Origin of the sequence: Pseudomonas sp. 9.2(2024), assembly GCF_039695385.1 — a bacterium.
Classification (GTDB): Bacteria; Pseudomonadota; Gammaproteobacteria; order Pseudomonadales; family Pseudomonadaceae; genus Aquipseudomonas; species Aquipseudomonas paraglycinae.
Map to the genome: position 1 here is coordinate 6,215,458 of NZ_CP155585.1, position 15,405 is coordinate 6,230,862.

Consider the following 15,405-nt stretch of genomic DNA (forward strand, 5'->3'; position numbering starts at 1 on the left):
CAGGCACAAAAAAAGGCGATCCGGGTGGATCGCCTTTTTTATGGCTATGAAATCTGCGGTCAGCTGCTCACCGGCAGAATCGGGCTGCCCAATCGCTCCAGCAACGTCGCCTGGGCACTGCGCGGGTTCTGGTTGCCGGTCGGCGTATTGCGGATGTAGCGGCCGTCCGATTGCAGGCTCCAGCTGTGGGTGTTGTCGGTCAGGTACAGCTCCAGCTCTTTCTTGACCCGGGTCAGCAGCTTCTTGCCTTCCACCGGGAAGCAGGTCTCGACGCGCTTGTCGAGGTTGCGCTCCATCCAGTCGGCGCTGGACAGGAACATCTGCTCCTCGCCGCCGTTCAGGAAGTAGAAAACCCGAGTGTGTTCAAGGAAGCGGCCGATGATCGAGCGCACGTGGATGTTGTGCGAAACCCCGGCGATGCCCGGACGCAGGCAGCACATGCCGCGCACCACCAGATCGATGCGCACGCCGGACTGGCTGGCCTTGTACAGCGCGCGGATGATCTTCGGATCGGTCAGCGAGTTGAACTTGGCGATGATGTGCGCCGGTTTGCCGTCGAGCGCGAATTGCGTCTCGCGCAGGATCATGTCGAGCATGCCCTTCTTCAGGGTGAACGGCGCATGCAGCAGCTTCTTCATGCGCAACGTTTTACCCATGCCGATCAACTGGCTGAACAGTTTGCCGACGTCTTCGCACAAGGCGTCGTCGGAGGTCAGCAGGCTGTAGTCGGTGTACAGACGGGCGTTGCCGGCGTGGTAGTTACCGGTGCCGAGGTGCGCGTAACGCACGATCTCGCCGGCCTCGCGGCGCAGGATCAGCATCATCTTGGCGTGGGTCTTGAAGCCGACCACGCCGTAGATCACCACCGCACCGGCCGCTTGCAGACGGCTGGCCAGCTGCAGGTTGGATTCTTCGTCGAAGCGCGCACGCAGCTCGATGACCGCCGTCACTTCCTTGCCGTTACGCGCGGCGTCCACCAGCGCATCGACGATTTCCGAGTTGGCGCCGGAACGGTACAGGGTCTGGCGCACGGCCAGAACGTGTGGGTCTTTCGCGGCCTGGCGCAGCAGGTCGACCACCGGGGTAAACGACTCGAACGGGTGCAGCAGCAGGATGTCCTGCTTGCTGATCACGCTGAAAATGTTTTCGCTGTTTTGCAGCAGTTTCGGAATCTGCGGCGTGAACGGCGTGTATTGCAACTCCGGATGGCTGTCCAGACCGGTGATGCTGAACAGACGCGTCAGGTTCACCGGGCCGTTGACCTGATACAGCTCGGTCTCGCTCAGGTTGAACTGCTTGAGCAGGTAGTCCGACAGGTGTTTCGGACAGGTGTCGGCGACTTCCAGGCGCACGGCGTCACCGTAACGACGGGAGAACAACTCGCCACGCAGGGCGCGGGCCAGGTCTTCGACGTCTTCGGAGTCGAGCGCAAGGTCGGCGTTCCGGGTCAGACGAAACTGGTAGCAGCCCTTCACCTTCATGCCCTGGAACAGGTCATCGGCGTGGGCGTGGATCATCGACGAAAGGAACACATAGTTGTCGCCAGGGCCGCCGACTTCTTCCGGCACCTTGATGATCCGCGGCAGCAGACGCGGCGCCGGGATGATCGCCAGACCGGAGTCGCGGCCGAAGGCGTCGATACCTTCGAGCTCGACGATGAAGTTCAGGCTCTTGTTCACCAGCAACGGGAACGGGTGCGTCGGGTCGAGACCGATCGGGGTGATGATCGGTGCGATCTCGTCGCGGAAATAGCGGCGCACCCAGGTCTTGAGCTTGGTCGTCCAGTTACGGCGACGGATGAAGCGCACCTGATGCTTTTCCAGCTCCGGCAGCAGGATGTCGTTGAGGATTGCGTACTGACGGTCTACGTGACCGTGCACCAGCTCGCTGATGCGGGCCAGGGCCTGATGCGGTTGCAGGCCGTCGGCGCCGGCCTGTTCACGGGCGAAGGTGATTTGTTTCTTGAGGCCGGCGACGCGGATTTCGAAGAATTCGTCGAGGTTGCTGGAGAAGATCAGCAGGAACTTCAGCCGCTCCAGCAACGGGTAGGACTCGTCCAGCGCCTGTTCCAGCACGCGGATGTTGAACTGCAGTTGCGACAACTCACGGTGGATGTACAGGCTGCTGTCATCCAGGCCGGGAATCGCGATCGCCGGAACCGCCGTGGCAGGCTCGGTTGCCGGCGCGGGTGGCGCAGGCTCCAGTTCCGGCGGGGTTTCGGTAATCTGCTCGACCACGGGTTGAGCTTCTTTTACGGCAACTTCAGTGAGTCCTTCGGTATTCATCGAATGTTCCTGGGAGGGCTATTTCTGCTCTCGTAACAATTGAGCGGCACGGACAGCAAAGTAAGTCAGGATGCCATCAGCGCCGGCACGTTTAAAGGCGGTCAGGGATTCGAGGATCACGCCTTCGCTCAACCAGCCATTCTGGATCGCCGCCATGTGCATGGCGTATTCGCCGCTGACCTGATAGACGAAGGTCGGCACTTTGAAGGCATCTTTTACCCGGAACAAAATGTCCAGATACGGCATGCCGGGTTTGACCATGACCATGTCCGCGCCTTCAGACAAGTCCGCGCCCACTTCGTGCAGCGCTTCGTCGCTGTTGGCCGGGTCCATCTGATAGGACGCCTTGTTCGCCTTGCCCAGGTTCGCGGCCGAACCCACGGCATCGCGGAACGGGCCGTAATAGGCGCTGGCGTACTTGGCCGAGTAGGCCATGATCCGCACGTTGACGTGCCCGGCCAGCTCCAAAGCTTCGCGGATCGCCTGAATGCGGCCGTCCATCATGTCCGACGGGGCAACCACCTGGGCGCCGGCAGCGGCGTGAGACAAGGCTTGCTTGACCAGTGCATCGACGGTGATGTCGTTCTGCACGTAGCCTTCTTCATCGAGAATGCCGTCCTGACCGTGAGTGGTGAACGGGTCGAGGGCGACGTCGGTGATCACGCCCAGCTCGGGGAATCGGTCACGCAGGGCACGGGTGGCGCGCTGGGCGATGCCTTCGGGATTCCAGGCTTCGGCGGCATCGAGGGATTTGAGTTCAGGTGGCGTGACCGGGAACAGCGCCAGCGCCGGAATTCCCAGTTCGACCCATTTGGCGGCTTCTTCAAGCAGCAGGTCGATGGTCAGGCGCTCGACACCCGGCATCGAGGCCACGGCTTCGCGGCGGTTTTCACCGTCGAGCACGAACACCGGCAGGATCAGGTCATCGACCGTCAACACATTCTCACGCACCAGCCGACGGGAAAAATCATCACGGCGATTGCGACGCAGGCGGGTGGCAGGGAACAGACGGTTGGCTGGGGTAAAGCTCACGGCAGACTCCTGAGCCCGCGCAAACGGGCGAGCGTGACAGTTATAGACGGCCATTATGACGAACAGATGACAGTTGTGTGAGACCTGTGACGTGTAGCCGCATTCCATTCTCAGCGTAGGAAATGTTCACGTCGAGACACATTTCGACACTTTCCTGAATGTGTCCGAAGGGTTAGGCTGCGCGTTCATTTCGCCAGCACCCAGACAATGCTCCAACAATTTCTGCATGACTTCGGCTACTTTGCCCTGTTTCTCGGGACGTTTTTCGAAGGCGAAACCATCCTGGTGCTCGCGGGCTTCCTCGCGTTCCGTGAATACATGGACATCAAACTGGTGGTGGTCGTGGCGTTCTTCGGCAGCTATGCCGGCGATCAGCTGTGGTACTTCCTGGGCCGCAAACACGGGCGCAAATTGCTGGCGCGCAAACCGCGCTGGCAGATGATGGGCGACCGCGCGCTGGAACACATCCGCAAGCACCCGGACATCTGGGTCCTGAGCTTTCGCTTCGTGTACGGCCTGCGCACGGTGATGCCGGTGGCGATCGGCCTGTCGGGCTATCCGCCGGGACGTTATCTGCTGCTCAACGGTATCGGCGCTGCGATCTGGGCCACCGCCCTGGCCGCTGCCGCCTACCACTTCGGCGCCGTGCTCGAAGGCATGCTCGGCAGCATCAAGAAGTATGAGTTGTGGGTACTGGGCGCGCTGCTGGTGCTTGGCCTGGGCCTGTGGCTGCGCCGCCGGTTCAAGAATGCCCGGCTGGCGAAAAAGGTCTACGAAGAAGAACAGGCCGAGCAATTGGCCAAGGCCGAACGGCACAAAGCCGAAATGGCCAAGACCGCCGACCCTAAGACGCCAGCCGAGTAAGTCGCTGGCGGCAGCAATACAGCCCGATGCCGCTGAGCAGGCTGTAACTGAGCAGGCCGACCCACATTCCCGGGCTGGCCGGCCAGAGTCCGACCAGCGGCGCCAGCCACACCAGCGGCAGATTCGATGCCAGCCGCAGCACTTCCAGCCTCCCCGCCCACGGGCGATTCTCAAGGGCCACGCCCAACACGAACAAACCGAAGGCCACCGCGCCCCAGCCGAGCAGTAATGCGCCGGTGGGCAGGCTGTGTTCCAGATTCATCAGATAACTGCCCAGCGCGACATAGACGCCGAACTGCAACCCCACGTACCACTGCTGACGGCAGTCCAGCGGCACCTCGAACTTGCGGAACTGACTCAGGTCCGGCTTGCTCATCGGGTACTTCGCCGCGACGTCCGCCGGACGCCAGCCGGTGCGCATGAACCAGATCCGGATCTTGTCCCACGTACGCTCGGCCCGGCGCGCGTCGCCCCACAGCTGCGCGTAGAACTGCAGGTTGGCCCATAACGGATTCCAGCTCGCCAGCGGCGTGGTCACGCCGAAAATCACCGGTTCGTTGTCATCCTCTTCCTGAAACGAGCCGAACAGACGGTCCCAAATAATGAACACCCCGCCGTAGTTGCGATCCATGTAGAGAGCGTTCTGTGCATGGTGGGCCCGATGATTGGATGGCGTGACGAAGCACCACTCGAACCAGCCGAGCTTGGGAATGTGCCGGGTGTGGACCCAGAACTGATACAGCAGATTCAGCGCCGCAACGCTGACAAACACCAGCAGCGGCACCCCGAGCACGGCCATCGGCAGGTAGAAGATCCAGCTCAGCAGGAACCCGGTGCTGGTCTGGCGCAAGGCCGTGGAAAGGTTGTAGTCCTCGCTCTGATGATGCACCGAATGCGCGGCCCAGAGGATGTTACGTTCATGGCCCATGCGATGCAGCCAGTAATAGCAGAAGTCATAGCAGACAAAGGCAAACACCCAGACCCAGACGCTGTCCGCAGGCAACCTGACCAGCGCCAGATGCTCAAGGGCAAACGCATAGGTCACCAGGCCCACGCCCTTGGTCAACAGGCCGGTGGTGGTCGACAACACCCCGGTGCTAATGCTGTTCACCGCATCGGCCAGGCGATAGTTGCTCACCCCGCGCCAGCGGTCGGCGATGAGCTCCGCCGCCATCAATACGAAGAAAAACGGCACCGCATACAGAATGAAGTTCATGTCGCGCCCTGGTCGGAATCTGTAGCACAGATCCTAGGTGTAGCCGCGGCTTGATCCTATGGCAACGAACGACAAATTAGAGGACATTTAGCGCCATGAATCTGGAGAGAAACCCATGAGCAAAAAAGTTGCAGTGATCCTGTCCGGTTGCGGCGTGTACGACGGCGCCGAGATCTACGAAAGCGTCATTACCCTGTTACGCCTTGACCAGCGCGGCGCACAGGTGCAGTGCTTCGCCCCGAACATCGCGCAATTGCATGTGATCAACCACCTGACCGGTGAAGAAATGCCCGAATCGCGCAACGTGCTGGTGGAATCGGCACGCATCGCCCGGGGTAACGTCAAGGATCTGCGTGAGGCCGATGTCGAGGACTTCGATGCGCTGATCGTGCCAGGCGGTTTCGGTGCGGCGAAGAATCTGTCGAACTTCGCCATCGAAGGCGCCGGCTGCACCGTACAGCCGCAAGTGCTGGCGCTGGCCGAAGCCTTTGCCGAAGCGGGCAAGCCTGTTGGCCTGATCTGCATCTCGCCGGCACTGGCCGCGAAGATCTACGGCCCGGGCGTGACCTGCACCATCGGCAACGATGCCGACACGGCCGCCGCCATGAACAAGATGGGCGCCACCCACGAGGACTGCGCGGTGACCGATATCGTCGAAGACAAGGCGCGCAAACTGGTGACCACCCCAGCGTATATGCTGGCGCAGTCGATCAGCGAGGCGGCTTCGGGGATCAACAAGCTGGTGGATCGGGTGTTGGAACTGACCCACGAAAACGACGCCTGACCGGCGATAGTGATCGTTCCCACGCTCCGCGTGGGAATGCAGCCTTGGACGCTCCGCGTCTGCCTTGCATCGGCGGTGAGGCTGGGACGCGGAGCGTCCCGAGAGGCATTCCCACGCAGAGCGTGGGAACGATCAATGTTCAGGTTTTGCGGGTGAGCCTGGTGAGGATCCGGTCCAGCGCATTGGCGAACGCCTGCTTCTCGCGGTCACCGAATGGTGCCGGGCCGCCAGTGACCTGGCCCTGTTCACGCAGGTCGGTGAACAGGTTGCGTGTCGCCAGCCGCTCACCCATGTTTTGCGCGTCGAACTCCTTGCCTCGCGGGTCCAGCGCCGCCACGCCCTTCTTCACCAGCCGGTCGGCCAGCGGGATGTCACTGCAGATCACCAGTTCACCCGGCACCGCGTGTTCCACCAGATAATCATCCGCCGCATCCGGGCCGCTCGGCACCACGATCAGCTTGACGATCGCCAGCGCCGGTTTGCTCTGCGGCTGCCCCGCCACCAGCACCACTTCGAAGCGACGCTTGAGGGCGAACTTGACCACCAGCTCCTTGGCCATCTTCGGGCAGGCGTCGGCATCGATCCATACGCGCATCATCTCAAGCCGCCATGCGGCGCTTTTCAGCCACCCAACTGCGACCGTACAGCACGATAATCGCCGCAATCGCCACGGCCTGCGCCGTCAGCGAATAGGCATCGGCATGAATGCCCAGCCAGTCGAAATCGAAGAACGCCACCGGCCGGGTGCCGAAGATCCCGGCTTCCTGCAACGCCTTCACGCCGTGGCCGGCGAATACCACCGACAACGCACAGAGCAGCGCTGCGTTGATGCTGAAGAACAGCGTCAGCGGCAGTTTCGCCGAGCCGCGCAGAATCACCCACGCCAGACCGAACAGCAGCACCAGCGCCGTCGCGCCGCCGGCGAGTACCGCGTTATGCCCGGCAGGGCCGGCCTGCAGCCAAAGGGTTTCGTAGAACAGGATCACTTCGAACAGTTCGCGGTACACCGAGAAGAACGCCAGGATCGCGAAACCGAAACGCCCGCCTCCGCCAACCAGGCTCTGCTTGATGTAATCCTGCCAGGCCGCCGCGTGCCGACGGTCGTGCATCCACACCCCGAGCCACAACACCATGACGCTGGCGAACAGCGCCGTGGCGCCTTCGAGCAGTTCACGCTGGGAACCGCTGACGTCGATCACATACGCCGCCAGTGCCCAGGTGCCGAGGCCGGCCAGCAGCGCCAGCCCCCAACCGACGTTGACGCTGCGCACCGCCGATTGCTGGCCGGTGTTGCGCAGGAACGCGAGGATCGCTGCCAGCACCAGAATCGCTTCCAGACCTTCGCGCAGCAGAATCAGCAGACCGGAGATGTAGCTCAGCGACCAGCTCAGACCATCGCTGCCCAACAGGCCGGCGGATTCCTTGAGTTTGGCCTTGGCCGCGTCCAGACGCTGCTCGGCCTGCTCCACCGGCAAACCATCCTGCAGCGATTGCCGGTAAGCCATCAGGGATTTTTCGGTGTCCTTGCGCACGTTGGCGTCGACGTTGTCCAGCGAGCTTTCGACCAGTTCGAAGCCTTCCAGATACGCCGCCACCGACAGGTCATAGGCCTGATCGTGCTCACCGGCGCGGTACGCCGCCAGGCTCTTGTCCAGCGTCGCGGCGGTGTAGTCGAGCAACTGCGCCGGGCCGCGCTTGACCTGCGGCGGCTGCGCCCGTTGTACACGGAAGATCGCGGCGGCTTCAGCGCCTTCGGCAGCCTGCACTTCGGCCGGGGTCTGGCGGGCCAGGTCGGCGATGTTGTAGGTCTTGTCGGATTTGGCCGTGGCCGGATCGGCGCTGAACTGTGCGATGTAGGTCGCCAGGTCCCAACGCTGACGGTCATCCAGTTGATCGGCGAACGCCGGCATGTCAGTGCCTTCGACGCCCTGGCCGAGGGTGCTGTAGATCGCGTACAGGCTCAGGTGATCCATCCGCGCAGCGTCGCGCAGATTGGCCGGCGTCGGCGTCATGCCGAGACCCGCCGGGCCGTCGCCGGCACCGGTGTCGCCGTGACACACCGAGCAGTTTTGCGCGTACAACGGCGCACCACGGGTCGGATCAGGGGTGATGATCGGGGCCTGGCTGACTTCATAAGCCACCGCCAGTTTCGCCCCCAGTTGCCGGGCCTGACGGGCGACGTCCGCGCCGTCCTGTTTCGCCGTGATCGCGGCGTGCAAGGCAGTCACGCCTTGTTCCAGCGCCGCTTTTTCCGGCTTGGCTGGCAGGCCGGCGATCAGCCCTTGCAGCACCTGGGTGAACTCCAGCTGCTCGCGGTACTCGCCGTCGTCGATGACCTTGCCTGCCTGTACCGTCGGCGGGTAATCGGCGCTGATGTAATCGAGCAGGTGCAGCGCTTGCGGCGCGCCTTCCACGGTGTCGGCCAGCAGATTGAAGCTGCTCAGGGCGCACAACGGGAACACCAGCCAGGCCAGAAATCGGGACGCGGCAGTCATGAATGAGTCTCAAGTGGAAATGCGAAGTTACATATTGTTCACGTCGAGCGCGTTTCCCTCAAGCTTTCTTGGCGGCCCGACGGCTTTTAGCGCAAGGGTGCACCCGCCTTGCGGTAGTGTTCGGCCATGAATTCGACGAACACCTGCACCTTCAGCGCCACATGCCGGGCGTGAGGATAGAGCGCGTAGTAATGCCGCTGACCGAGGCTGTAGTTGGGCAGGATCTGCACCAGCCGGCCACGCAACAGATCGTCCTGCACCGTGGCCCGGGTGAACGCGGCAATCCCCACACCGGCCAGCGCCGCCGCATGCAGCGAGCTGATCGAGTCCGCCTTGAACCGCCCCTGAGCCCGCACCGCTGTCGTCAGCCCGCGCGCATCGGTCAGCGACCAGTCGCCACCGCCGGCGAACGCGAGCAATTGATGTTCGGCCAGCTCACTGACCTGGCGCACCAGACCGTGTCGCGCGACGTAGGTCGGCGAGGCCACCAGCACCAGCTCGGACACCGTCAGCAGCCGCGCCACCAGGGATGAATCCGCCAGCAGCCCGCAGATGCGCAGCGCGACATCGAAGCCTTCGGCGATCAGGTCGACAAAACGGTCATCGCAGGACAGATCGACCTCAACCTCCGGATATCGCTGCTGAAACGCCGGCAACCAGCACGCCAGCTCCAGCGTGCCGATCACCACCGGCGCGCTGATGCGCAAAAGCCCACTGGGTGTCTCACGGGCCTGCCCGACCGCCAGTGCGGCCTGATCGAGGCGATCGAGAATGTCCACGCACGCGGCGTAATACTGCTGCCCGGCCGTGGTCAGGCTGAAGCGCCGGGTGTTGCGGTTGATCAGGCGCGTGCCGAGCTCCGCCTCCAGTTGCTGGAGCTGGCGGGAGATCGTCGAATGCGTGGTGTCGAGCCGCTCGGCGGCGGCAGTGAAGCCGCGACACTCGACGATGCAACGGAACGCGCGCATGGCCAACAGCTGATTCATCGAAGCCCTCAGTCGAGTGGCAGGCGAACGATCTGCTGCGTGGTCATGACGTCACCGAAGGTGTCTTCGATTTCGGCCAGCGCCGCGCGGTGCAGGCTGTCCTTGTCGACGGTGTCGCCGTTGACGCGGGTGATCGCCCGGGTCGCCGAAGCATCGGATGCTACCACGACCTGATAGCCCAACGGCGCAGCGTCCCGGGCACCGCCGGCAACGCAGGCGTGGGTCATCAGCCCGGCGAAAATCACGGTCTTGATGCCGGCCTGCTTGAGCTGCCGATCGAGGTCGGTGCTGGCGAACACGCTGACCGTTGTCTTTTGCAGCACGTGATCCTGCGCCCTCGGCTGCATCAGCGGATGAAACTTCACGGTCTCGCCGCCCTGTGCGAACACTGGCGAACCGGCGGGCGCGACGTGCTGGACCTGGAACACTGGAATCTTCGCCTGATCGGCAAAGCGGATCAGCTCACGGGCCTTGTTCATGGCTGCGATGCCGTCGGGAATCGGCAGGCGTCCGCTGAAGTACTCGTTCTGGAAATCGATCACCACCAGCGCGGTGGTCTTCGGGTCGAGGCGTTCGATCGGCGCCGCGCCGGATATTGCACGAAGGGTTGGATGAGCATCCGGTGCAGTACTGGCCATCGCACTGCTGACCGCAGCGAGACCAAGACTGGCGAACAGGATTCTGAAAACTGAGCTGCAGCGATACGTTTGCGAGAGAGTCATGACGCGGTTCCTGTAGAGAGGCGTATAAGTCGGGCCAAGTCTAGAAATCCGCAAACGGCCTGACCACGGCAGTATTGGCACATGATCTGTGCAACTTTTGCACAGACCATGTCAAAAAATCTGCCCGGCAATTAGCCATCATCTCCCACTATAATGCGCCACTTCAGCCGCCCTTCTGTTCAAGGAAGAACCCCTCGCCATGCGCCATTGCCTGCTGTTTTCCTTGTTGTTCAGCATCGTCTTGCAGTTGAGCGGTTGCGGGGCCTACCGCAATTACGACCTGGAACTGCAACAGACCACCGATCAGTTGAAAGCGGGCGACACCAACGGTGCGCTGGCCCTGATCGAGGCGCATAACCCGGATGAAGAAAAAGACCTGCTGTATTACTTCGAGAAAGGCGCGGTACTCAGCGCTGCCGGGGAGTTGCCGCAAAGTCAGGTCGCCTGGCGCAGCGCCGAACAGATGGTGATCCAGCGTCAGGACACCATAGAAACCGCCGGCGACAAGTTGCTGTCCGCCCTGGGCAATCAATGGGGCAGCATCATCAACGACAAGATTCGTCGCTACGATGGTTACGACTATGAAAAGGTCATGCTGACCACGCAAATGGCCTTGAATCAGTTGGCCGTGAATGACTTCGACGGTGCCCGTGCGGACATCAAGAAAACCCACGAACGCGAAACAATGATCGCCCGGCAACGGGAGCTGGAATACGAGCGCATTGAAAACGCCGCCAAGGCCCAAGGCGCGCGTGTGCATTACAAGGATCTGCAAGGTTACCCGGTGGTCATGCTGGACTCGCCGGCGGTCATCGCTCTGAAGAACGGCTATCAAAGTGCGTTCAGCCACTATCTGGCCGGCTTCACTTATGAAGCCCTGGGTGAAAAGGATCTGGCCGCACCCGGTTACCGTCAGGCCATAGAACTGCGTCCTGACATGCCGTTCTTCCAACAGGCATTGCATGACCTCGACAGCCCCGGGCTCAAGGCGGGCGAAAGCGATGTGCTGATCATCGTGCAAAGCGGGCTGGCGCCGACTCGCAGTTCGGTGCGAGTGCCGTATCCGGTGAAGCTTGAGGACGGTCAGGTGATCGTGGCCAATGTGTCGTTTCCGGTGATGGTGCCCGACACGTCCACCCCACCCTTCGATCAGATCAGCCTCGACGGTCGTCCAAAGAAGCTGATCACGGTCAACAACATTACCGACATGTCCTTGCGCACTCTGCGTGACGACATGCCCGGGATCATCCAGCGCACCAAGTATCGCGCGTTCCTGGCGGCAGACGTCCAGGGCACCGACAATCGGCGCAACCCGGCCAAGGCGTCCTATGTGACCCATTACGATGGATTCGAGCACGCAGACACCCGCACCTGGCGCACCCTGCCCAACCTCACCCAGGTACTGCGCCTACGGCTGAAGAAAGGCGAGCACATGATCAATCTGCCTACCGCACCCGGTGTCGCACCGCTTAAAATCCGCATCGATCAGGATCGTCAGATCATCGGCCTGCGCGCCCTGGGCGACAGAATCTATGCCAACGGCAGCGCTTTCCAGGCCTCCACATCGCCGGAAAGCCGCGTGGTATCCGGCCTGAAATAAGTAATGGCACCTTACCAACCGGTGCAATTAAAAAGCTATTACATAGCCAGCACCGCCCGCTTATAATGCCGCGCCCGCGCTATCGCGTTGCGGCATTAAAGCTCCTCTTGTTATGAGGAATTGGCAGGAGGCCAGCGCCACTGTCGATCGGTCCCAGCAGCCCGACCCGCACCCGAGGCTGTCGCTACTCATGGAAGAAGTACCCCATGGCATTCCGCGCTCCCACTCTGATCGCGCTCAGCGCTGTCACCCTGCTGTCCGGCTGTTCGGCGTTTCGCAACTACGATTCCGAACTGGCCCAGACCAACCAGCAACTGGCCACCGGCAACGTCGACGCCGCCCTGACCTTGCTCGAAAAGAACAACACCGGCCCGGACAAGGACCTGCTCTATTACTTCGAGAAGGGTGAGCTGCTGCGCGCCAAGGGCGATTTGTCCGGCAGCCAGAATGCCTGGACCAGCGCCGACCAGGTGGTGGGCAAGTGGGAAGATTCGGTCAAGCTCGACACCGACAAATACCTGGCCCAGTTCGGCAGCTTCCTGGTCAACGACAAGGTGCGCCGCTACGAAGGCTACGACTACGAAAAAGTCATGCTGACCACGCAGATGGCCCTGAACCTGCTGGCGGTCAACGATTTCGACGGCGCCCGTACCGCGATCAAGAAGACGCACGAACGTGAAGCGGTGATCGCCGACCTGCGCGACAAGGAATACCTCAAGAGCGAAGAGGAAGCCGAGAAAGAAGGCATCAAGACCGAATACAAGGACTTGCAGGGCTACCCGGTCGCCAGCCTCGACGCGCCGGAAGTGGTCGGCCTGAAAAACAGCTACCAGAGTGCGTTCAGCCATTACCTGGCCGGTTTCGTTTATGAAGCCCTGGGCGAGAAAGACCTCGCTGCGCCGGGCTATCGCAAGGCTGCCGAACTGCGCCCGAACACGCCGCTGCTGGAGCAGGCGCTGGTCAACCTCGACAAGCCGGTCAAGAGCGACGACAGCGACATCCTGATCGTGGTGCAAAGCGGTCTGGCGCCGGCCCGCGATTCGATCCGCGTGCCGCTGCCGCTGCCAATCTCCAACAACGTAGTGATCACTCCGCTGTCGTTCCCGATCATCAAACCTGACACCTCCACCGCGCCATTCGCGCAGATCGGTGTCGATGGCCAACAGGTCGACCTGACCGCGCTGAACAGCACCACCGCCATGTCCCGCCGCGCCCTGCGCGATGACATGCCGGGGATCATCCTGCGCACCACCGTGCGCGCAATCACCAAAGGTGTGGCCCAGAAGAAGATCAACGAAACCAACCCGCTGGCCGGTCTGGCGGTCGGTATTTCTTCAGCTGTGCTCGAAGGTGCCGATACCCGTACGTGGCGCACCCTGCCGGACACCACTCAAGTGGTACGTCTGCGCTTGAAGAAAGGTGAGCACCAAGTCACTCTGCCGAGCGCCGTCGGTGGCTCTCAGGTCAAGGTGACCGTCGATCAGCGTTATCAGGTGATCACCCTGCGCGCCGTCGGCAATCAGGTGTTCGCCGCAGGCCTCGCCGCCCACGTGACCCCGAGCGCTGGCGCCACCGCCGTGGCCAGCCTCAAACAACCTTAAGAACGGAGTCTTTGCATGCGCTTCAAACTCATCGCCGTCGCCGCCCTCGCCCTGTTGGCGAGCGGTTGCGCCACCCCGCCACCACCGGAGCCGGGCAGTGCCGCGAGCAAGGTCGTGGCCATGGGCCCGCAGAAACACATCGTGGTCGGCGCGATGCGCGTGGCCCGCGAAAACGGCTTCATGACCGTCAACGTGCAGTTGAGCAACACCCTCAACAGCAACAAGACGTTCTACTACCGCTTCGCCTGGCTCGGGCCGGAAGGTTTCCCGATCGCCGAAGAAGAAGTCTGGAAGAGCCAGATGATGTACGGCGCCCAGACCAGCTTCATCCAGGGCATCGCCCCGACGCCGAAAGCCGTGGATTTCCGTCTGGAACTCAAGACGCCTTAAGCCCGACACCCTATTCCCGATTCAGAGAGCATTCCCATGTTTGCACGCTTTTCCTTCATCGCCGTCCTCGCCCTGCTGGCCTCCGGTTGCGCCAACACTTCGCCGACCCTGGGCAGCAAGAACATCAGCTACGGCGACACCAAGGCCGTTGAAACCGTGACCAACGAGTTCGGTTCGACCGACCTGCAGATGATCGCCGAGTCGATGACCCGTTCCCTGGCCCAGTCCGGCATTCTGCAGGGTCGCCCTGTGGTCCAGGTCTACGACGTGAAGAACAAGACCAGCGAATACATCGACACCCGCGAAATCACCACCAGCATCAAGACCCAGCTGATGAAGTCCGGTACCGCCCGTTTCGCCAGCGACAACACCGCGATGCAGAGCCAGGTCGACCAGCTCAAACTGCAAAACCAGAGCGGCCTGTACAAGAAGAGCACCGTGGCCAAGACTGGCAACATGATCGCTGCCAAATACCGTCTTGAAGGTTCGATCAGCTCGATCGTCAAGCGCAGCAGCGACTACAAGGACGTCTTCTACAAATTCAGCCTGCAACTGATCGACGTTGAAAGCGGTCTGGCCGAGTGGATGGACGAGAAAGAGATCCGCAAAACCACGGAGCGTTAATCGATGCGCACATGGATTGGCATGATGGCCCTGGCTTGCGCGTTCAGCGTGCAAGCGGCCCCGAAAGTCGCGGTAACGGATCTGGCGTACCAGGAACGTGTGGAGCAATACATCCACATCGTTTCGTCGAAGAACAACTACCGCGAGGGCTACTACAGCTCCAGCGGTTCTTCGAGCTACGACGAATTCGAAGCCAACACCAGCTACATCGAACAGACCGAACTGCGTAAGTTCACCGGCGACATCAAGGGTGAAATCCTGCGTACCGGCATGTTCCAGCTGGTGCAGGGCACGCCGTACACAGCGTCATCCAAGGGTGACATCTACGATGTGATCAAGCGGATCAAGGCCGGCAACTTCAAGGGTGCCGACTACGTGCTGTTCGGCACCGTGTCGGACATCGACTTCACTCAGGACATGAACGAGCTGGCGCACACCGACAGCTATTCGGCCGTGCTGGGCCTGACGCTGGTGGCCGACTTCAGCCTGATCAATACCAAGACCTACGAAATCACCTCGGCCTTCACGGCGATGGGTGAAGCGCAGGACACCAAACTGGTGAACCACCGCGACATCAAGATCTCACTCAACCGCCCGCGGGTAGTGCGTGAAGTCTCGAAGGCACTGGGCGAAGACGTGGCCGGACAGCTGAGCATGCAGCTCGGTGGTGGCGGTTACGAGCAGCCGCGCGAACCGCAGCAGCGCAACAATCTGCCGCGTGATACGGCGCCAGTGATTCTTCACTGACCGACTGCCGGAAACGAAAAAGGCGACCTGAGAAGGTCGCCTTTTTTGTGCCTGTACGC

Annotated in this window: 14 protein-coding genes; 7 read left to right on the forward strand and 7 right to left on the reverse strand. The window is 61.8% G+C overall.

Translation table 11 applies throughout. The features are described 5' to 3' along the window. Nucleotides 1-59 precede the first annotated feature (59 nt). Both ppk1 and hemB read right to left on the reverse strand, forming a co-directional pair. A complete protein-coding gene (ppk1, locus tag ABFB52_RS28195; protein ID WP_085746759.1) occupies nt 60-2,285 on the reverse strand; it encodes a polyphosphate kinase 1 in 2,226 nt (741 codons plus the stop codon). Nucleotides 2,286-2,303: 18 nt separating this feature from the next. After that, nucleotides 2,304-3,317, reverse strand: coding sequence for a porphobilinogen synthase (gene hemB, locus ABFB52_RS28200; protein ID WP_007951836.1), 1,014 nt, complete (start codon nt 3,315-3,317; stop codon nt 2,304-2,306). Between the two features lie 207 nt (nt 3,318-3,524). Between hemB and ABFB52_RS28205 the strand changes: the two genes are divergently transcribed. Then, nucleotides 3,525-4,181 carry a DedA family protein gene (locus ABFB52_RS28205; RefSeq protein WP_085746760.1) on the forward strand — a complete coding sequence of 219 codons (657 nt, stop codon included), beginning with the start codon at nt 3,525-3,527 and terminating at the stop codon, nt 4,179-4,181. Here ABFB52_RS28205 and ABFB52_RS28210 read toward each other — a convergent pair. Continuing rightward, entirely contained in the window at nt 4,162-5,397 is a 1,236-nt protein-coding gene (locus ABFB52_RS28210; RefSeq protein WP_129973017.1) for a sterol desaturase family protein, read from the reverse strand. The genes ABFB52_RS28205 and ABFB52_RS28210 overlap by 20 nt on opposite strands. 115 nt (nt 5,398-5,512) lie before the next feature. On the opposite strand from ABFB52_RS28210, the gene elbB reads away from it, so the two are divergent. Beyond that, nucleotides 5,513-6,181, forward strand: coding sequence for an isoprenoid biosynthesis glyoxalase ElbB (gene elbB / locus ABFB52_RS28215; RefSeq protein WP_102685843.1), 669 nt, complete (start codon nt 5,513-5,515; stop codon nt 6,179-6,181). A gap of 139 nt (nt 6,182-6,320) precedes the next feature. Here elbB and ABFB52_RS28220 read toward each other — a convergent pair whose 3' ends face one another. From ABFB52_RS28220 to ABFB52_RS28235, 4 genes are all read right to left on the reverse strand, one after another. Beyond that, a complete protein-coding gene (locus tag ABFB52_RS28220) occupies nt 6,321-6,776 on the reverse strand; it encodes a YaiI/YqxD family protein (protein ID WP_085654031.1) in 456 nt (151 codons plus the stop codon). 4 nt (nt 6,777-6,780) lie between these two features. After that, nucleotides 6,781-8,676: an FTR1 family protein gene (locus tag ABFB52_RS28225; RefSeq protein ID WP_129973018.1), complete on the reverse strand. Its 1,896-nt coding sequence runs from the start codon at nt 8,674-8,676 to the stop codon at nt 6,781-6,783. Between the two features lie 86 nt (nt 8,677-8,762). Then, entirely contained in the window at nt 8,763-9,662 is a 900-nt protein-coding gene (locus tag ABFB52_RS28230; RefSeq protein WP_129973019.1) for a LysR family transcriptional regulator, read from the reverse strand. Nucleotides 9,663-9,670: 8 nt separating this feature from the next. Further along, the gene (locus ABFB52_RS28235; protein WP_236188245.1) at nt 9,671-10,384 is read right to left on the reverse strand and encodes an isochorismatase family protein; all 714 of its coding nucleotides are present in this window, start codon (nt 10,382-10,384) and stop codon (nt 9,671-9,673) included. Between the two features lie 199 nt (nt 10,385-10,583). Between ABFB52_RS28235 and ABFB52_RS28240 the strand changes: the two genes are divergently transcribed. The 5 genes from ABFB52_RS28240 to ABFB52_RS28260 all read left to right on the forward strand — a co-directional run bounded on the left by ABFB52_RS28240 (nt 10,584) and on the right by ABFB52_RS28260 (nt 15,346). After that, nucleotides 10,584-11,984 carry a hypothetical protein gene (locus ABFB52_RS28240; protein WP_129973020.1) on the forward strand — a complete coding sequence of 467 codons (1,401 nt, stop codon included), beginning with the start codon at nt 10,584-10,586 and terminating at the stop codon, nt 11,982-11,984. A gap of 206 nt (nt 11,985-12,190) precedes the next feature. Next, a complete protein-coding gene (locus ABFB52_RS28245) occupies nt 12,191-13,585 on the forward strand; it encodes a hypothetical protein (protein ID WP_007951845.1) in 1,395 nt (464 codons plus the stop codon). Nucleotides 13,586-13,600: 15 nt separating this feature from the next. Next, a complete protein-coding gene (locus ABFB52_RS28250) occupies nt 13,601-13,975 on the forward strand; it encodes a YcfL family protein (protein ID WP_011336502.1) in 375 nt (124 codons plus the stop codon). Nucleotides 13,976-14,011: 36 nt separating this feature from the next. Next, nucleotides 14,012-14,599 carry a penicillin-binding protein activator LpoB gene (lpoB, locus tag ABFB52_RS28255; RefSeq protein WP_007951848.1) on the forward strand — a complete coding sequence of 196 codons (588 nt, stop codon included), beginning with the start codon at nt 14,012-14,014 and terminating at the stop codon, nt 14,597-14,599. A gap of 3 nt (nt 14,600-14,602) precedes the next feature. After that, entirely contained in the window at nt 14,603-15,346 is a 744-nt protein-coding gene (locus ABFB52_RS28260) for a penicillin-binding protein activator LpoB (RefSeq protein WP_102685846.1), read from the forward strand. Nucleotides 15,347-15,405: the final 59 nt, after the last annotated feature.